The following is a 19355-nucleotide window of genomic DNA, read 5'->3' on the forward strand; positions in this document are numbered from 1 at the left end:
CTCCTCAAGCTTTGTCAGTCATATGGATTGCCGCCGTTGGGCACTGGAGGACACAGGCGCTACAGCCGGTGCATTTGGAATAATCAATCTGATAGAAACGGCCTTCACCGAGTTTGATGATGGCATCTTCCGGACAGGCTCCATAGCAGCCATCGCATTCGAAACAGTTGCCACAGGAATAGCAACGCCGGACCTCGTAACGGATTTCCTCTTCAGTGAGGTTACCAAGTACTTCGTCAAAACTCTGAGTCCGTTGTTCCGGCGGAACCACAGGCTGGGAGGTCTGTTCGGTGTCGGTGTAGTACCAGATGTGCAGAGCGTCAAACGGCACTACCGGAGATTTGGCTTTGGGCGCAAATACCTGGCCGCTTAAGAAGGCGTGAATATTTCGGGCAGCATGCTTACCATGACCCGTTGCTATGGTGACCGTCCGCTCGCTTGGTACCATGTCGCCGCCGGCGAAGATGCCGGTATGGGCCGTCATCATGTGTTCATCGACCTGTACTGTGCCATCTTCAGAAAACATGATTTCCGGTATCCCTTGCATCAGTTCTGAGTCAATATTCTGGCCGAGAGCCAGAATGACTGCATCAGCTTCGAGGGTTTCATATTCCCCGGTCGGCTGTGGCCGGCCGTTTTCATCGAGCATCATTTTTTCGATTTTGATCTGATCGAGTTCCAGTTCGGAAATCGTTCGCAACCAGTTGATTTTAACACCTTCCTCCATGGCTTCTTCTGCTTCAAATTTATGCGCCGGCATATGATCGATGTCACGGCGATAAATAATCATGGCTTCTTCGGCTCCGAGTCGCTTGGCGGTTCTGGCTGCGTCCATGGCTGTGTTTCCTCCGCCATAAACGGCAACTCTGCGCCCCAGCATGGGTCGTTGTCCTTCGCCCACCTCACGCAGGTAGCTGACAGCATCCAGTATTCTGCCGGCCTCTCTGGCGGGAATGTCCACTTTGCGGGAAATGTGTGCGCCTACCGCCACGAAGACGGCATCAAATGCGCCTTCTTCTTTTTCTTTTTGCAGATCCTCAACTTTGTGATTGAGGGTGATCTTGACCCCCATACGTTCGATGCGCTGGATTTCCGCCATCAATATATCGCGTGGCAGCCGATAGGCCGGTATACCGAAATACATCATCCCGCCCGGACGGGTTCCGGCGTCTCTGATTTCCACGGTATGGCCCATGCGGGCCAGATGATAGGCAGCGCTCAAACCACTTGGGCCAGCTCCCACCACTAACACTCGTTTACCGGTCTTGCGACTGGTGTAATTCGGTTGCCAGCCTTGTTCGATGGCCATGTCGCCAAGAAAACGCTCCACCTGGTGAATACTGACGGCCCCATCCACCTGTTCGCGGTTGCAGCCGCCTTCGCAAGGGTGATAACAGACCCGGCCATGAACGGCCGGCATAGGATTGTTTTCGATCAGCAATTGCCAGGCGTCGTGGTAACGTTTGTCATGAACCAAGGCCAGCCAGCCCTGAATGTTTTCACCGGCAGGACAGGCAGAGTTACACGGTGGCATAAAATCCTGATAGACCGGACGACGGTTGACCGCCGGACCCGTACCACCGCTTTTTGATAAATCTGGAGGGACAGTCATGTCCATGGTTTGTTTGTGCATGCTTTACCTCTTCGGGGTTTTTATATGAGGTGACCCGCAGGATTACAGCACCGACATGCTGAGGATGTATGATCTGAGACAGTTTTTTGATTGAAGTATTAGACGTTCAAAAAATAAACCAGAATGTTTTTATTACGGAATAAATAACTTGAAAGAATGTTGACGTAAAACTAGCGATAAGGACAAGAATGATTCTCTTGTGGCGAAATAATGGTTTCAGCGAAATTTCATTTTTTGGTTTTTTCCATGCTTGAATACAGTTGTTCAATAAGCGATTGAAATCGATTTTTTTTGATTTTAGTGGCTGTCATAGTCGCTGTTTTTCACTATAGGAAACGCGGCTGGTAATTTTACAACGGTTGGTTATGTAAGACTAAAGTCGAGTGTTAGTTGTTCTGTTGCTATGGTAAGTCAAATTGACGGTTTTGTGCTTTTCTGATTTCTTCTGCTACTGGTTTATTGCCTTTTTCTGTGCATCAGTGAGATAGAGAACCGTAAAGCGAATGATCGTTATCATAACAAACTGTACTCGTTGAGGGGGAACAGGTGACGGACGTTCGTTTCGGTCTCAGCAGATGACCTCGACGTTGTCAGTTCCGTCCGGAGTTGCATCTCTCACATTGCCATTTACTCCAGTAAATGGCAGCTTTTTACAAACCGCCTGCAGATTGCTGAAAACTCACGCATCAGATGTCGGAAACCGGTGGGTTGATGGCTTTCCCGATAGCCATTAGCGTGAACACGCCTAATATGGAATGATATCTTACTATTGGTGATAAGCTCTGTTTATAACATCCAGTGACATGTCAGGAGAACATCATGAGTCAGACGAAATCGGTGCGGGTGTTGGTAACCGGTCGGGTTCAGGGGGTCGGATTTCGTTATTCCACCAGACAAATGGCGGTATCTCTGGGGGTCACCGGTCATGCCAAAAACCTTGCCGATGGTCGGGTGGAAGTGCAGGCTCATGGGTCTCCAGCGGAAATCGCTCAACTGTTGACCTGGCTGCGGCAGGGACCGGAATTTGCGAGGGTGGAACATCTGGAGACAGAAGATATTACTGGCACAGTACCAGCCGTGGATCGGTTTATAACGTTATAATGGCGTGGCGTTATTGTGTTTGCTTATGGGATGACGAGTGGAGCTGATGCAGGAACCGGATGTCGTTGTCAATCTTACAGATAGTTGCACCGTGCTCTTCCAGCAACAAAGCGCATCCCAAAGAGATCTGTTTAACCAGCACCCGGCATGATGGAAAAGCGCCAATCAGCTCTGCCAGCCTTTGCTCATGACCAGGATCAAGACCGGTCGGGCTTGACGTTGCACTGATTTCGGCTTCGATATTGCCCCGCTCATCAAGGAAGATAAATTCATCTGCACAGTTGAACTGTTGAGCAATTTCGTGGTTTTTGAAAGGAACGAGTGTAATCAACAGCATACTCTCAAAGAGGCGTGATTTAATACTGGACAGATTACTGCAAACTGAAACAAAAATATTCAGACAGATCAGCGCTAACATTGTTTCATTCTGTAAAGTATCAGCGTTTTTTTGCCATTACCTCTGGGTAGACTATTCATCTGCTGCATGTGACTGTCGTGTTGAAAATACGAATCAACCGCAGACCTGCACAGGTGATCATGGTTAAATGATCGAAAAAGTATAAGGAGTTCTCCGTTGAGAATTGGTTTTGTGTTGATGCCCGGGTATTCATCAATCAGTTATGTATCGGCGATTGAAGCGCTGCTGGTATGTAATCAGTTGATGGGCGAAGAGTATTATCGCATTGAAAATGCCTGCCTGACTGGCAACAGCTCTGTCTCTTCTCTGGGTAATAAAGTGACCTGCGAACATTGTGTAGACACTTTGGAACCTATGGATGCTTACTTTATTGCCGGTACTTCTCCAGGGACCTATCAGTATGAAGAAGTACTTCATACCTGGCTGACGGGACTGGATCCGGACAGTGTGCTGGCTGGCATTGCCACCGGCAGTTACGACCTTGCCAAGGCCGGACTGCTCAATGGTTATCGGGCGGTCATTCACTGGTGGAAGTATGAGGAGATCATGAGCTCCTTTAAGTCCGTGGTGTTATCAACCGATGTGTATGCGGTGGATCGCAACCGCTATACCTGCCGGGGGGGAACCGCCTCGCTGGATATGATGCTGTTTCTATTGGCCCGTCAGCAGGGGATGGAATTGGCGCAGGCGGTGGCGCAGTATTTCGTGGATGAGCGATTGGGAAATCACCCACGCATAGCTCCGGTTCCTCTGTCCAAACGTACACAGGCGGAACAACCTAAACTGGCTGAAGCGTTGGCATTGATGGAAGCCAACATCGAGGAACCCTTAACGACAGATGATATTTCCGTTCATGTCAAAATATCCCGTCGGCAACTGGAGCGACTGTTTAAGAAGCATCTTGATTCGGTGCCATCAAAATATTATCAACAGATCCGTCTTGAAAAAGCCCGCCAGATGTTGTTGAACAGCTCCGATAGCATTGCAGATATTGGTCTGAGCTGTGGCTTCTCCAGTGGTGCTCATTTCAGCACTGCATATCGTAGCCAATACGGTATTACGCCCAGCGAAGAACGCCGTCTTAGTCAACGAATTGCGCTCTGATAAGGTGTTGGAAAAATCCGGTTTGGTTCAACGAAAATTGAGTGTCACTGGCTGCAGGTGCTTAGCATCGCATTTCTAAGGGGCCTATGAAAAACAGACCATTTTTCAGAAGTTCCCTAAATATTGGGCAGAAATAGTGCAGATACTTTGTTGCAAATCCACCGCGAATATATCTTATTGACTTGAAAGTGCCATTTGTTTTGCATACTGCTTGAAACAACACATGTTCATTTCAAATCCATGATTGGTACTTTTCACGTAATGAATATGTTCTGTATTAGATAGTTTTTATGCAAAAAGACGCTTAATAAAGTGTTAAAAATAAAAAATGTTTCTGATTTTGTTTTCGTATTTTTTATGTGCGATTGATTTAAAAAATTTTTCAGGTCGTTGCTTCCTATTATTTCGATAAATTCTTTATAAAGATAGCGAAAATCTGTCGAAGTATCCTACTAATGCTTTATAGGGGGGCCTTCTGTGCGGGCATATGATGCGTGAAGGAAACAGAGGAGGCAGATGTATGAATCAAATGATAAGTCCGGTAAAAACCACTGAGTTTCAAAAAAGTATAATTGATTCCACCATATGGAATGACTTCCAGTATCGTGATGATGATATTGTGATTGGCACCTATTCAAAATCAGGAACAACCTGGATGCAGCAGATTGTGGCGCAACTGATTTTTTCGGGTGAAGAAAAACATGATGTGGCCGAAATATCCCCTTGGCTCGACTTTGCTTTTGTACCAAAAGAAATTACGTTGGCCCAGCTTGAGGCTCAGTCGCACAGGCGTTTTATCAAAACTCATTTGGCGGCAGATGCGCTGTTGTTCAACGATAACGCCAAATATATTTATATCGGTCGTGATGGTCGGGATGTGTTGTGGAGTTTATACAACCATGTCGTGAATATTGATCATGATCAACAGCAACAACTGGCTGAAAATTCAGGCAAAGTCGAGGCTCCACAAATGCCTCGTCTTGATATGTCCGTGGTTGAATTTTTTCACTATTGGCTGGATTCTGATGGCGAACCTTTCTGGTCATTCTGGCATCACATTCGTTCCTGGTGGGCTGTACGCAATTCACCGAATGTCCTGATGGTACATTTTGCCAATCTCAAGCAGGACATGGCTGGTGAAATACGCAGGATTGCAGAGTTTATTGAACAACCGATCGATGAATCAATATGGCCGGATATTCTGCGGCATTGCAGTTTTGAGCATATGAAACGCCATGCGGAAAAATATGTACCCGTTGGTGGTGCAATCTGGAAAGGTGGTGCGCAGACGTTTATGAATAAGGGTAACAATGGTCGCTGGCGGGATGTTCTGAGTGCCTCGGAGATCGAAAAATATGAACAGTTCGTTACCCGTGAACTGGATAGTGACTGTGCTCATTGGTTGGCCACCGGCGAACTGCGCTGATGGCCGAAACAAAGTGGATGGTCAACGGACCAGATTCTGAATATTGGTATATTCCGAAAGATTTCTGAGTGATTGTTGCTGCTGTTGTCGCATGCGCTTCAGGTTTTCAATCATGGAGCGCATTTCCTGTAATCGTGGGTCGGTATCTCTGTTGTCAAGATCAAAGCGATCAGGCAGGTTTTCCAGAAAGCTGAATCGAGCCGCTTCGGGAATCGTTACCTGTGGTTGACGATCTAATACTGACACATGGTTGTCCGTAGTAGAGATGTTGCGCATGGAACTGGCAATCCATTGTTGCATATGCGATGAATGATGGCTGTGTTGTGGGGAGCCGGCACTATTTGCAACAGTTTGCTGCTTTGTAACTTCCCAGTTAACCTCATAGCTGCTGTGATGACGGCTGGAACGCTCGTCAAAGCGGGTAAGTGGCGGATTGAGCACAGAGGAAAAGTCCGGCATCATGCCATAAGATAATCTCACTAATGTGTGGGCATCACGGGCTTCCAGTGTGGCATCGTCAAACTGGAAAAAGCTCAGTGCTGAATCCACATGCAGGCTGTCGCCGGATTCCGTACTTACGGTCTGTTCCAAGCGGGTATATGGGCCCGTGTTTGGTTGCATTTCAAAGTTTTTCAGATGAACTTCCTGCACCAGTAATACCTGGCCATCTTCACTGAGCGCAACACCACTCTGTTTGATGCTGCCCTGAAACTCACCGGAATCATTGTTGAGGTCATAATCCGAGGCAACGGAACCAAGATAAATAGCACCCACACCTGTTGATGCCAGTGATTCAACCGACTGCCCCTGGTCGTTAAAACTCATAAAGCCCAACTGGCTGTAAATAGAGTCATTTTCGTCGATCCAACCGTTACCATCCTCATCATATTGTCTGAGTTCATCAAATCCATGACCTGTGGCCGGTCCAAACATTTCATTGCCATTATCAATGGTACCGTTGTGGTTTTTGTCGAACACCAGAAATCCGCTACCAGCCGCGGTCTGTGAGACGGTGTCGAGTTTGCCATCGGCATTGAGATCGAACTCAAAGGTTAAATCTGATAACTCAACCGCACCGCCGTTGATGTTAATCATCAAGGGGTCAATCAGATCCACATTGCCGACAAACGTATTGGTTTGCTGTTGTTCTACATTTCGGTTGAAGTCCAGTGCCAGCATAAAATCGATACTGCGGCCATCTTCAGTGGTGACCTGCCCAAGAGCTTCCATCGACAGTGTCTCCTCATGCTCGATGGTCAGTACACTGCCGACGGAGACATACACATCGCTGTCAACCTGCTGACTTTGGCTGGCGGGGAATACCCGGCTGACGGTGATTTCGGTGTCCGTCAGTTGTTGTGACAACTGTTGCGCCAGATAACTGGAAGTATGTTCGCTGGTGCTGCCGCTGTCCTGATGGGTGACAGAGGAATGGGTGCTGATTTGCTGCTGCTCAGTGGTCGTGGTTGACAGGCTCAACGTAATACCAGCACTTTGTGATGCATCACGCTGCTGGTCTGAAGGGGAGGTCTGACTCTGTGTTGATGATTCAGCCGTGGCCTGATCCTGTTCCTGGTCAGTGATGGTGACCGTCAGATTGGTGAGCTCGGAAGTCTGCACTGATTGGGTTTGCTGACCGTTTAATAACACGTGTGAATCACTGATTTTCATGCGCCATCCTCTGCTGGGTCTCAAGGCTTATGGATCAAATCGGCGCGACCTTTAAAAACATTAAGGCCTTTAGGTTATCAGCGGCAATATTTTGCCGGTCATTCACTTATAAGACGTACGGACATCGCAATATCTGTAACATGTCCCTTCCATCGCAGCGGGGAATCCGCAAATATATAACCGTCTGTCGCAACTCCGTAAGGGGTTCGAGCCGGATTGTCCCTAGAATGTATTGAGCCGGGTTGCATGGTATTGGCTGCACACACACGTTCAGTCATTCCAGGCCTATTTGACTTTTAGTATCAGCAAGGAAAAAACATGAAAGATTCCAAGCCCTCCGTCAGTAGAGATTTATTTGATCAGGTTATGGTGCCAAATTATTCCCCGGCGAAGATCATTCCTGTGCGAGGACAGGGGTCGCGACTTTGGGATCAGGAAGGTCGTGAGTACATCGATTTTGTGGCCGGTATCGCCGTGAATGCGCTGGGTCATTCCCATCCGCGGTTGGTGCAGACCTTGAAAGACCAGGGTGAAAAACTCTGGCACCTGGCCAATATTATGACCAACGAGCCGGCACTGCGGCTGGCGGCCAGGTTATGTGAGCTGACATTTGCCGAGAAAGTATTTTTCTGCAACTCCGGAGCCGAGGCCAATGAAGCGGCACTCAAACTGGCCAGACGTTATGCCTATGATCATTACGGAGAGCAGAAACACGAAATTATTTCCACGTTGAACAGTTTCCATGGCCGGACACTGTTTACCGTCAGTGTCGGTGGTCAGGCAAAATATAAACAGGGCTTTGAACCCACTCCTGGTGGTATTTCCCACGTACCCTATAACGATCTTGCGGCTATGGAAGCCGCGATCAGCGATAAAACCTGTGCCGTCATCATTGAACCGGTTCAGGGAGAAGGTGGGGTTCATCCGGCTAAAGAAGGTTATCTGGAAGCGGTTAAAGCGCTGTGTGAAAAACACAATGCACTGTTGATTTTCGACGAGATCCAAACCGGCATGGGCCGCAGCGGCAAGTTGTTCGCCTATGAAAAATACGGTGTGGTGCCAGACATTTTGACGTCTGCCAAAGCGCTGGGTTGCGGATTCCCGATCGGCGCAATGCTGACTACCGACAAAATCGCTGCCAGCTTCACCATCGGTACGCATGGTTCTACATTTGGGGGAAATGCCCTGGCATGTGCAGTCGGTGAAGTTGCTCTTGAGCTGTTGTCAGATCCGGAGCTGTTACAGCATGTTGAGACCACTGCAACAAAATTGACGTCTCGACTTCAGGCACTTGGCGAGCAGTATGGAATGTTCCAGGCAATCCGAAACTGTGGTTTGCTGATCGGCTGCGAAATGTCCCCTGCTTATCAGGACCGTGCCAAAGATCTGGTGAACATCGGCCATACGGAAGGCGTGCTGTTGCACGTAGCCGGACCCAATGTCCTGCGTCTGTTACCACCTTTGAACATGACTGATGAAGAACTTGAGGACGGTTTGCAGAGAATTGCCAACGCCATGGCGAAAATGGCGGGCTGATAAATATGCAGATCGTACGCCCGGTTAATGTCATCGATATTCCGGCAATCGAACGATTGCTGGTTGAGAATGGTGTCAATGTCACCAGTTTGCCGCAGGATCGTGAACGCCTGGCAGACATTGTCAGTCTGTCTACCAAGTCATTCAATCTGGAACAGGAAGCTGTAGAGTTTCCGTTCTTTATGTTTGTGTTGGAGGATCTTGAGACCGGCAGCGTAATTGGCGTGTGCGGTCTGGAAGCATCTGCTGGTTCAGGCTATCCGTTTTTCAACTATCGCCTGGAGGATCTGATTCATGCTTCCCATCACCTGGAAGTGAAAAACCAGATCCCGGTATTGCATTTGTCCCATGAGTTGACTGGTTCAACCGTATTGAAGTCATTTGCGATGAAGCCCGAACATAAGCATAGCGATGGTTTTGCGCTGTTGGTACGTGCCAGATTGATGTTTTACTGCGCTTTTCAGTCTCTGTTTTCAGATCGTTTGTGTACCGAAATACAGGGGGTTTTGAATGAGCAGGGAGAGTCCGAGTTCTGGAACAGTATTGGACAGAAATTCTTCGATATCGATTTTGCCACGGCAGACTATTATGCCGGTGTCAAAAGTAAAACCTTTATCGCTGAGCTGATGCCTCAGCATCCGATCTACCTGCCGCTGCTGAGTCCGGAAGCCCAGGAAACTATCAATCGCGAACACCCTCAGACCCAGATGAACTGTCAGCTGTTTTTGGCCGAAGGTTTTAATAAAACCCGGTTTGTGGACATTTTTGATGGTGGTCCGGTCTTGATGGCACAAAAGCAATCCCTGAAGACTCTTAAGGATTATCACGCCAAACAGATTAAGGTGAGTCATCAAGTAGGGGGATTAAAATATTTGATCAGTAATCAGAGCCTGCGGGACTTCCGTTGTGTCATCGGTAATCTGGTGGACGGTGTGGGAGATACTGTTCGCATTAATCCGGAAATTGCTGACGCTCTGCAACTGGAAGCCGGCACTGTAGCCGGTTACTCGATGTTATAAGGAACCATCATGTATCTGATTCGCCCGATCGTCAACGATGAAACGGAAGTGCTGTTCAAAATGGCACAGGACTCCGGTATCGGCGTGACCACGTTACCTGCCAATTATGATCGAATGATGGCCAAAGTCAGCCGTTCGGTGAAATCCTTTGCCGACCAGGTTGAACAAAAAGATGCCTTGTACCTGTTCGTGCTGGAAGACACACAAAGCGGTGACATCATTGGTATCAGCGCAATTGAAAGCCAGATTGGTCACCAGGATGTCTGGTACAACTACCGGTTGGGCAATACCGTCCATGCCTCTCAGGAACTCGGAGTGCATAAACAGATCGCCACTCTGTTTCTCAGCAACGACCAGACCGGCATGAGTGAGCTGTGTACGCTCTATTTGAAGCCTCAGTATCGTAAAGGAATGAATGGCCGGTTTTTGAGTAAAAGCCGATATTTGTTTCTGGCGGAATTCAGCGAGCGCTTCTCTGAATACGTGATTGCCGAAATGCGCGGGTTTTCTGATGTTCAGGGACATTCACCTTTCTGGGAAAGCCTTGGCCGGCACTTTTTCTCCATGGAGTTTCGCAAGGCCGATTATCTGACCGGTCTGGGTAACAAAGCCTTCATTGCCGAGCTGATGCCCAAATATCCCATCTACGTCCCGTTTCTGTCGCCAGAGGCACAGGCCGTCATTGGTCGGGTGCATGAAAACACCGAGCCGGCGTTGGCCCTGTTGGAGCAGGAAGGGTTTCGAAAAAACAACTATCTCGACATTTTTGATGCCGGTCCTTCTGTGCAGTGCCGGTTACGGGAGATTCGTGCCGTGCGTGCCAGCCGGTTATTCCGGGTGAAGGTACGTACCGAAGTCGCTGCTATTAAAGAACCCAAGATGGACACCGTGATGGTGTGTAACCGGCAACTGGCAGACTGGCGGGTCATTACCTGCAGCCGGTTTAACTTCACCAATGACCAGGTCACGTTGACACCTGAACAGGCAGCTGTTCTGGGCAGTGGAGAGGGTGATGTGGTGCGGGCAGTAGGAATTTCCCCCGAACATAAATTCTGACGATAAGAACTGGTCTGACACGCAGGTGCTGTTATCCAGAATATAACATTTATTTAACCGAATTACGGAGTTCACGATGACAGAGTCACTGTTTATTAACGACCAATGGCTCGCTGGCGAAGGCGGGTTGTTTTATTCCACACATTCCATTTCCCAAGATGTTGTCTGGCAGGGCAATGCTGCTACTGAACAGCAGGTGGATGCTGCCGTGAAAGCGGCGAGAAATGCTTTTCGTACATGGCGTAAAACCACCCTCGAAGAACGCCTCAATACCATCCGGACGTTTGCCTCATTGTTGGAGCAAAACCAGGAGGCTATGGCCAATATTATTGGTCTGGAAACGGGCAAGCCGCTTTGGGAAGCACGTACCGAAGTAGCGGCTATGAAAGGAAAAGTGGATATCTCCATCCGGGCTTATGAGCAGCGTACTGGTTATGGTGAAAACGACACCCCTCAGGGACGGACAGTACTGCGTCATCGGCCCCACGGGGTTGTCGCGGTTTTCGGACCGTACAATTTTCCAGGGCATCTGCCTAATGGCCATATTGTACCGGCGTTGATTGCTGGTAATACCGTGTTGTTCAAACCCAGCGAACTGACACCGGCAACTGCTGAAAAAACGGTGCAACTCTGGCAGCAGGCCGGATTGCCGGCCGGAGTCTTGAATTTGTTGCAGGGTGAGAAAGAAACAGGCATCGCGCTGGCCGGTCATGGTGGTATTGATGGTCTGTTTTTTACCGGCAGTTCCAACACAGGACAGTTGCTGCATCAACAGTTTGCTGGTCGGCCGGACAAAATTCTGGCTCTGGAAATGGGCGGCAATAACCCCCTGATCATTGGTTCCCGTTTTAATTTGCAAGGTGCTGTTCACCACACTCTGTCATCGGCATTTCTGTCAGCCGGGCAACGTTGTACTTGTGCCCGGCGCTTGATGGTACCGGTCGGAGATGCCGGGGATGAGTTTCTGGCAGCTCTGGTTAGCAGCACTTCACAGTTGACCGTTGGTCATTACGATGCTGACCCTCAGCCTTTTATGGGCGCGTTGGTATCTGTGCCGGCCGCGCAGGGGATTGTCAAAGCCTGGGAACATTTATCTGAACTCGGTGGACGGCCGTTGTATGAACTCCAATCATTGCAACCCGGTACTGCGTTGCTGAGTCCTGGCATTATCGATCTGACGGGTGTTGATAATGTGCCTGATCAGGAATATTTCGGCCCTCTGTTGAGTGTTTATCGTTATCAAGGCTTGGAAGAGGCATTAAGTTTGGCGAATGCCACTCGTTATGGATTGTCGGCCGGACTGATCAGTGATGAACGCAGTGAATACGAGTTGTTTGTTGAAGAGGTCAGAGCTGGCATTATCAATTGGAATAAACCGATTACCGGAGCTTCCAGTGCTGCTCCGTTCGGCGGTGTGGGCGCATCGGGCAACCACCGACCGTCAGCATTTTATGCGGCTGATTACTGCGCCTATCCAGTTGCGTCAATGGAAGATGATACGGCTTCCGTTCCCGCCAGTTTACCACCGGGATTAACACTATGAGTGTTTACGAGGTCAATTTTGATGGTTTGGTTGGTCCGACGCACAGTTATGCCGGACTATCCTATGGCAACGTCGCCTCTGCCAACAATGTGGCGGAATCATCGAATCCGAAACAGGCCGCCCTGCAAGGGCTGGCCAAGATGAAACAGTTGCATGATGCCGGTTTTAAACAAGGCATCCTCTTGCCCCATGAACGTCCTTATATTCCGGTTCTTAGAATGCTGGGCTTCAGCGGTACCGAAGCCAGTATTCTTCAACTCGCTGCCAGGCAGGCACCCGAGCTGCTGGCTGCCGCCAGTTCGGCTTCCTGTATGTGGACGGCAAATGCAGCTACTGTGTCTCCCAGTGCAGATACTCACGATGGTCGGGTGCATTTCACTGCAGCCAATCTGAATAATAAGTTTCATCGTTCCATCGAGCATCCGTTGACCAGCCGAATGCTGCAGGCGATTTTTGCGCGGGAAGAGGTCTTCGCTCATCACCCCGCGTTGCCGGCTGTTAATCAGTTTGGTGATGAAGGCGCTGCCAATCACACTCGCTTGTGCGTCGACTATGGTCAGCCGGGAGTGGAGTTGTTTGTCTACGGGCAGCATGCATTCAGTCACACCAGCGCTCGTCCGACGCGATATCCGGCCAGGCAGACCCTTGAGGCTTCGCAGGCGATTGCCAGGCTGCATGGTTTGGAGCCCCAGCGCACAGTCTTTGCCCAGCAGGCGCCGCACGCGATTGATGCAGGAGTATTTCATAATGATGTCATAGCCGTTGGTAATCGTGAGTGGTTGTTTTATCACGAAGAGGCATTTTTGAACGAAGCGCAATTGTTGCGGGAACTGGAGGAAAAACTGCGCCCGGGGGTGTTGAAAACGATCCGGGTCAGTGCTGAGCAGGTGCCATTGAGCGATGTGATTCGGTCGTATCTGTTCAATTCCCAACTGTTATCCCGACAGGATGGTTCCATGGTGTTGGTGGTGCCGCAGGAGTGCCGGGAAATTGCCACGGTGTCGGCATTTCTGGATCAACTGGTGGGTGATACCAGCAATCCAATCAATGAACTGCTGATTTTTGATCTCAAACAAAGCATGAAAAATGGTGGTGGACCTGCCTGCCTGCGCTTGCGTGTGGTTCTTACAGAAGAGGAGTTGGCAGCGGTTCACACCGGATGTCTGCTGACGGACGAACTGTTTACCCAGCTGAATGTCTGGGTGAACAGGCACTACCGTGACCGAATCAGCTTTGATGACCTCAGTGACCCGGCGCTGTTGCAGGAAGGTCGGTCCGCATTGGATGAACTGACCGGTTTATTGAATTTGGGACCAATATACGATTTCCAACGGATGTAGCGATTCTGCGACTCTCTTCTATAATGGAATATAGGAGAGAGTTTTTAGTACACCTTTCACACCAAATGTGGCGTTGTCACTCTTTTCTCTTTCATTCCATTGCGCGAATATGCATAACCGCTGATTGCCGTTGACACCTACCTTCGTAGTTGCCTCGACGATATCAGCCATTGCGCAAAAATAGTCTGACGGTGTTAGTCTGTCAGGCAATATTCAGTCTGGTACGGTTGAGGTTGTCGAAGTACTGATATCCGAGTCATAGAAAAGTCAATGTTGGGGACAGTCATGGTGAATCAGATCAGTAGCTATTCTTTGCAGCTTGTTGCACCGGTACGGCATCATTTTTTGGGCCGGGGAGAGGTATTTGAGCTGGCGGAACGGCTATATGGACCATTTGACTGGGGGCCTTTTAATCCACAGTCCAGGGTAGAAATGCAAACGCTTGAGAAGCTGCTGCAGTGGTTGGTGGAAACCACCGGGCAACAGAATATGCATCTGCAGGTGGCGAATTCACTGGATGTTGGTCAATTTGGTGCAGTTTCTTACTACTTGTTGTCCTGTAGCTCTTTGCATGAATTCTTTGTGCAGCTGACCAGAGTACAGGAATTACTGTTTGCGCGTACCGAACCTCTGACTATGCGGCATGACGAATTCGGACTCTATCTGGAGATGAAGCTAAGTCATGCCGCCACTCCCCAGGTACAGCGCCGTATCGAATATGTGTTTGCTAATATTCTGCGCATGATCCAGTCAATTGCCGGAAACCAATGCGCGCCGGAGCGATTGGAGCTTCCCTGGGGCGACAATGACCGTAAAGAAGATCTGGAGCAGGCCTTCGAGTGTCTTGTGGAATACAACAGCCAAAAGATCCGTTGTGTCTTCGACAGTCGTTGGATGGTGGAGAATCTGGCCAATGCCAATCCCTCAATGCTTGAGATTCTTCGCCCTGAAGTGGACCGGATGCTCAACAGTTATCACAAAGGTGCGACCTTTATTCAGCGTATTTATGAAATTCTGATTGGCATGGACAGCCTGGCTGGTGTCACTCTGACTTCAATTGCTCAGGCGATGGCCATGAGCGAATCCACTCTGAAGCGCCGTTTGGCTGATGAAGCCGCTACCTTTAAAAGTCTCATTACCAGTTATCGTCAGACTCGTACGCTGGAACTGTTAGGGTTGCAGGATATCGACTACGATCATATTGCCCATCAACTGGGTTTTTCGGAGCGTGCCTCCTTTGAACGTGCGTTTAAAGGTTGGTATGGGCTCACTCCTTCTAAATTCCGCAACCTGACACGACTGTGTACGATTTCCACTCCGCAAATCGATTTGCAGCAGGATAATCATTTGCCATCGGCCCCGGGAGTGTGTCGGGATGTGATTGTGCTGTTGAACGACGATCAGTATGAAATGAGCAGTCTGGTTGGCATTATCCGTCAGGATCCGGTGTTGACCGGCAAGATCATCGGCATGGCCAACAGTGCTTTCTTTGGTGCGACTCCGGTGCTGGAACTGGAACAGGCCATTATCAATGTCCTCGGAGCTGATACCGTCATGAATCTGGCAATTGCCATGCTGGCTGGCAGTGAACTGACCCGTCATCAACCGGACCTGATTGATTTGGGCGAGTTCTGGACCCAGTCCCTGATTGCTGCCTGGTGGGCAGAGCAGTTATCGCTCCAGGCTGGAAACAGTAAGGCTGTCTGTCATCAGCATTATCTTGTAGCGCTGTTGGCCCAGATCGGCTTGCTGTTGTTGGCATCATTGCGGCCAAAGGAAATCAACGTCGTCTGGCCATTATTGAACGAAAGTCAGAGCCTGCAGGAGCAAATACGGATCGAGCAGCGGGCGTTGGGAATCAACCGGTTTGAGGCTTCATCCATACTGTTGGCACACTGGAAGCTGCCTGGTGCGGTTGTCCAACAGATTCAGGCCATTTCCAATATCCTGCGTAAAATCCATCGGGATGGTCCTAATGTGAAGATTGTACTGGCGGGTGTGGTGATGTCCCGAAATATGGATCATCACGACCTTGGCCGGGTACTGGATCAAATTCAGAGTTGGTTTCCGTTTCGGATGGATGATGGCATTAAAGCCTTGCTGAGCGAAAATGCCCGTCAGGTGATCCCTGAGATCCGTGAGCTTGCTCACCATATGTGTGCCTGATGACGCACACTGTTATTACATTACACAGTATGGTCTTTTGAAGTGGGGCACTCCTGTCTTGTCTAAATGATGTACTGCCCTTATTAAGGATGGATTGGATAAAAACCGGAGTAAAATTTGTCTGATCAGAAAGATGATTTACAAGCCTTCCTGGCAGAGATGAAAGGGGTCAAACCACTTAAGACCAAGACTCGTGTTGTGCTCAACAATCACACTGGTAGCGCACAATCTCCCGGTCAGCAGCAACGCCGGCGGGATGCTCAGACAGATAAATCTGTGGATCAACATGGCTTGAGTATTGAGCATCTCGAATTGGTACATCCTTTGGATGTAATCGGCTATAAACGACCTGGACTGGCTCATGGTGTTTTTCGTCGGCTGAGACAAGGTCGTTATCCTGTGGAAGCGCGATTGGATTTGCATCATCAGACCGTAGAACAGGCTCGTCGTCAGGTTATCCGGTTTATCCAGGACTGCCTGCGCTATGATGCTCGTTGCGCCATTATTCTCCATGGAAAAGGTGAGAAAGGTGATCCCCCCGCATTGCTGAAAAGCTACACCAATCGCTGGCTACGAGAAATCCCCGAAGTGTTGGCATTTAACAGTGCCCAGCGCCATCATGGCGGCGTCGGGGCTGTATATGTGTTGATCAAGAAAAGTGAAGCCAAAAAACAGGAAAACCGGGAGAAATATCGTAGCCAGACATGAATGCTCGTTGTTTCATGATATTAATATCAGACTACCCGGTTTATCGACTCTGCAACCATTTCCACTTTTGCCTGAGATGAAATAAGCCTATGCCTGGTCTTTGCTGGTACTCTCACAGGACTGTCATGCAACTCTATCTGATATGCCCACAAGGACATTGTTTCCAGTATTAAAATGTCTTCTGAATTCAGTAATTGCGAAAAAGCAAAGGGGGCCAATCGAACCGGAATAAAAACAATGAGTGGAAATTAAAACGAGGAGGAAAAAACAGAAATTTGTGAGTGGCTTTAATTGATTTGATTTCTTAATGCACTCAGAAATGAGTTAACCAAAATTTGAAATGGTGCCTGGGAGAGGACTTGAACCTCCACGGCCGTGAAGCCACTAGCACCTGAAGCTAGCGTGTCTACCAATTTCACCACCCAGGCATTGAAGCGAGGCGAACTATAGGGATAGATCGTCTCGCTGTCAAATAAAATTTATAAAAAACAACGGCTTGGCCGAAAAATGCAGTTTACAGGCTGGCCATGACCTTATCAGCGGCAGCCAGGGTCTGTTCGATATCCTCCTGATTGTGAGCCAGAGACATAAATCCAGCTTCAAATGCTGAAGGTGCCAGATAAACTCCCTCTTCGAGCATGCCATGGAAAAAGCGATTAAAGCGTTCAGTGTTACCCTTCATCACCTGGTCATAACGACGGATGTTGGTTTCCTCTGAGAAGAACAAACCAAACATGGAACCGACCTGATTGGTTTGAAACGGCAGCTGGTGTTTTGCCGCCAGACTCTGCAGTCCTTCGGTCAATTGCGTGGTTCTTTCGGTTAGTTGCTCATAGACTCCCGGTTTGACCAGTTCTTCCATCATCGCCAGACCCGCTGCCATGGCCAGCGGATTACCCGACAGTGTACCGGCCTGATACACGGGACCGGTGGGAGCCAGGTATTCCATGATCTCCCGTTTGCCGCCAAACGCGCCAACAGGCATACCGGCCCCAATGACCTTGCCAAGAGTGGTCAGGTCGGGGGTAATACCGAACAGGCCCTGTGCGCCATTCAACGCTACCCGAAAGCCGCACATGACCTCATCAAAGATCAATACTGAACCATGTTGGCTACACTGCTCACGGAGGGTTTCCAAAAAGCCGGGCACCGGTGGAATACAGTTCATGTTACCAGCCACGGGTTCAACGATGACGCAGGCAATCTCATTGCCGTATTGCTCAAAGCAGCGTTTAACGGCATCGCTGTCATTGTAGGTCAGGGTAATGGTTTGTTCGACCACCGAGGCAGGTACTCCCGGCGAGGTGGGGACTCCCAGTGTCAGCGCTCCGGAGCCGGCTTTTACCAGCAGTGAGTCGGCATGACCATGGTAACAACCTTCAAATTTCACTAGTTTGTCGCGGCCAGTGTAACCTCGGGCCAGGCGAATGGCGGACATGGTGGCTTCCGTTCCAGAGTTCACCATGCGGATCTGGTCGATAGCGGGATACAGCTGACAGATTTTCTCCGCCATATCGATTTCCAGTTCGGTGGGCGCACCAAAGCCAATCGCTTTATCAAGCTGTTGTTTGATGGCATCGGTAATAACCTTGGCATTGTGTCCCAGAATCATGGGTCCCCAGGACAATACATAATCGATGTAGGCTTTATCTGTGGTGTCATAAATACGCGAGCCGCTGGCACGGTTAAAAAATACAGGTGTACCGCCAACGCTTTTGAATGCCCGGACCGGAGAGTTCACTCCACCGGGGATAAACTGGCGTGCGCGATCAAACAGGGCTTCAGAGGTTTGTGTCATGCTGGGATCCAGAAATAAAAAATGCCGGCCTATTATTGTTGATCGCGCTGAGCCTCGCAAATCTGTTCCCTTTATAACTAACCCGGGTCGGGTTAATCGCAACAGCCCTGACCTGAAAGTCAGGGCTACGTGACTCAATAAGCCGCGTGGAAGCTGACGCCGTCGTTGATTGCACAATCGAAACTGACTTCGCTGGTCAGGCGGTAGTCGGGCACTGAAAAAATAAATGAGGTGACTGTAATTGCACCTTGCGGTGCCACGGTGTAGCGCAGGAATTGCATGATGGGCATCGGACTGCCGGAGCGGGTGGAAACTGTAAAGTGTGAGTCTGAGAAGGACAGCGTTCCATCTGCCTGCAGGCGATAAGGCGACACGGTCAGTCCGCCCTTTGTTTGCGAAGCAGCGCCGCCATCCTGTCTGGTACAAACAGAAAGATCCACCGATGCATTGACGATAGCGCCGTTATCCAGTGCGTGAACAAGGGACTCGGTAGTTTTCAGGGAGCGACTATAGGGCAATATATCGTCCCATGTCTGAGCGGTTTCTGCGATTGCGGTCGTTGCCGTTGAACAAAGTGCTGCAACAAACGCCATTTGGAGATTTTTGGAAATGTTCATTTTGAGTATATCCAGGTGAGTTTATGTAACTGCACCATGGATATTGGTCGTCAAAATCGGGAAGTACAATCAAACAAAAGAAACATGTATTCAAAGTGCGTTTATACTCTCAATATGGAAAATTTCTGTGAATATTTTGAATTTTTTGACGTTATTTTTGGAACTTTTCTGATAGCTGTTTTTTGGTATTTCATCGGTTTTTCTGAGTTTAAAAAACGA

15 protein-coding genes and 1 tRNA gene are annotated in these 19355 nt (G+C 49.2%); 10 read left to right on the forward strand and 6 right to left on the reverse strand.

Annotation, left to right across the window (positions count from 1 at the left end; translation table 11 throughout):
- Positions 1–4: 4 nt before the first annotated feature.
- Positions 5–1633, reverse strand: coding sequence for an NAD(P)-binding protein (locus ACQY6I_RS09685; RefSeq protein ID WP_428241284.1), 1629 nt, complete (start codon positions 1631–1633; stop codon positions 5–7).
- Between the two features lie 819 nt (positions 1634–2452).
- Between ACQY6I_RS09685 and yccX the strand changes: the two genes are divergently transcribed.
- Complete coding sequence (gene yccX / locus ACQY6I_RS09690) at positions 2453–2734, forward strand: acylphosphatase (RefSeq protein ID WP_428241285.1); 282 nt, start codon at positions 2453–2455, stop codon at positions 2732–2734.
- 10 nt (positions 2735–2744) lie between these two features.
- Here yccX and ACQY6I_RS09695 read toward each other — a convergent pair whose 3' ends face one another.
- A complete protein-coding gene (locus ACQY6I_RS09695) occupies positions 2745–3065 on the reverse strand; it encodes a hypothetical protein (RefSeq protein ID WP_428241286.1) in 321 nt (106 codons plus the stop codon).
- A gap of 243 nt (positions 3066–3308) precedes the next feature.
- Here ACQY6I_RS09695 and ACQY6I_RS09700 point away from each other — a divergent pair, with 243 nt between their 5' ends.
- Together ACQY6I_RS09700 and ACQY6I_RS09705 are read left to right on the forward strand one after the other, a co-directional pair.
- Complete coding sequence (locus ACQY6I_RS09700) at positions 3309–4256, forward strand: GlxA family transcriptional regulator (protein ID WP_428241287.1); 948 nt, start codon at positions 3309–3311, stop codon at positions 4254–4256.
- A gap of 520 nt (positions 4257–4776) precedes the next feature.
- Positions 4777–5682 (forward strand): sulfotransferase domain-containing protein, encoded by a 906-nt coding sequence (locus tag ACQY6I_RS09705; protein WP_428241288.1) that lies wholly within the window; start codon positions 4777–4779, stop codon positions 5680–5682.
- Positions 5683–5703: 21 nt separating this feature from the next.
- On the opposite strand, the gene ACQY6I_RS09710 is transcribed toward ACQY6I_RS09705, so the two are convergent.
- A complete protein-coding gene (locus tag ACQY6I_RS09710) occupies positions 5704–7353 on the reverse strand; it encodes a hypothetical protein (protein ID WP_428241289.1) in 1650 nt (549 codons plus the stop codon).
- 318 nt (positions 7354–7671) lie between these two features.
- Here ACQY6I_RS09710 and ACQY6I_RS09715 point away from each other — a divergent pair, with 318 nt between their 5' ends.
- The 7 genes from ACQY6I_RS09715 to smrA all read left to right on the forward strand — a co-directional run bounded on the left by ACQY6I_RS09715 (position 7672) and on the right by smrA (position 16721).
- The gene (locus ACQY6I_RS09715) at positions 7672–8889 is read left to right on the forward strand and encodes an acetylornithine/succinyldiaminopimelate transaminase (protein WP_428241290.1); all 1218 of its coding nucleotides are present in this window, start codon (positions 7672–7674) and stop codon (positions 8887–8889) included.
- 5 nt (positions 8890–8894) lie between these two features.
- Positions 8895–9908 carry an arginine N-succinyltransferase gene (locus tag ACQY6I_RS09720; protein ID WP_428241291.1) on the forward strand — a complete coding sequence of 338 codons (1014 nt, stop codon included), beginning with the start codon at positions 8895–8897 and terminating at the stop codon, positions 9906–9908.
- Between the two features lie 9 nt (positions 9909–9917).
- Complete coding sequence (gene astA, locus ACQY6I_RS09725; protein ID WP_428241292.1) at positions 9918–10964, forward strand: arginine N-succinyltransferase; 1047 nt, start codon at positions 9918–9920, stop codon at positions 10962–10964.
- A gap of 76 nt (positions 10965–11040) precedes the next feature.
- Positions 11041–12507 carry a succinylglutamate-semialdehyde dehydrogenase gene (gene astD, locus ACQY6I_RS09730; RefSeq protein WP_428241293.1) on the forward strand — a complete coding sequence of 489 codons (1467 nt, stop codon included), beginning with the start codon at positions 11041–11043 and terminating at the stop codon, positions 12505–12507.
- A complete protein-coding gene (gene astB / locus ACQY6I_RS09735) occupies positions 12504–13847 on the forward strand; it encodes an N-succinylarginine dihydrolase (protein WP_428241294.1) in 1344 nt (447 codons plus the stop codon). The genes astD and astB overlap by 4 nt, the downstream gene beginning before the upstream one ends.
- 285 nt (positions 13848–14132) lie before the next feature.
- Positions 14133–16013, forward strand: a complete 1881-nt coding sequence (locus ACQY6I_RS09740) for an HDOD domain-containing protein (RefSeq protein ID WP_428241295.1) — start codon at positions 14133–14135, stop codon at positions 16011–16013.
- A gap of 117 nt (positions 16014–16130) precedes the next feature.
- The gene (smrA, locus tag ACQY6I_RS09745) at positions 16131–16721 is read left to right on the forward strand and encodes a DNA endonuclease SmrA (RefSeq protein WP_428241296.1); all 591 of its coding nucleotides are present in this window, start codon (positions 16131–16133) and stop codon (positions 16719–16721) included.
- Between the two features lie 341 nt (positions 16722–17062).
- Here smrA and ACQY6I_RS09750 read toward each other — a convergent pair.
- The 3 genes from ACQY6I_RS09750 to ACQY6I_RS09760 form a co-directional block, all read right to left on the reverse strand.
- Positions 17063–17149: transfer RNA gene (locus ACQY6I_RS09750), tRNA-Leu, on the reverse strand.
- 86 nt (positions 17150–17235) lie between these two features.
- Positions 17236–18519: a glutamate-1-semialdehyde 2,1-aminomutase gene (gene hemL / locus ACQY6I_RS09755; protein WP_428241297.1), complete on the reverse strand. Its 1284-nt coding sequence runs from the start codon at positions 18517–18519 to the stop codon at positions 17236–17238.
- Positions 18520–18653: 134 nt separating this feature from the next.
- Entirely contained in the window at positions 18654–19136 is a 483-nt protein-coding gene (locus tag ACQY6I_RS09760) for a VirK family protein (protein WP_428241298.1), read from the reverse strand.
- Positions 19137–19355: the final 219 nt, after the last annotated feature.

The sequence above is a fragment of the Gynuella sp. genome, assembly GCF_050297175.1.
Classification (GTDB): Bacteria; Pseudomonadota; Gammaproteobacteria; order Pseudomonadales; family Natronospirillaceae; genus Gynuella.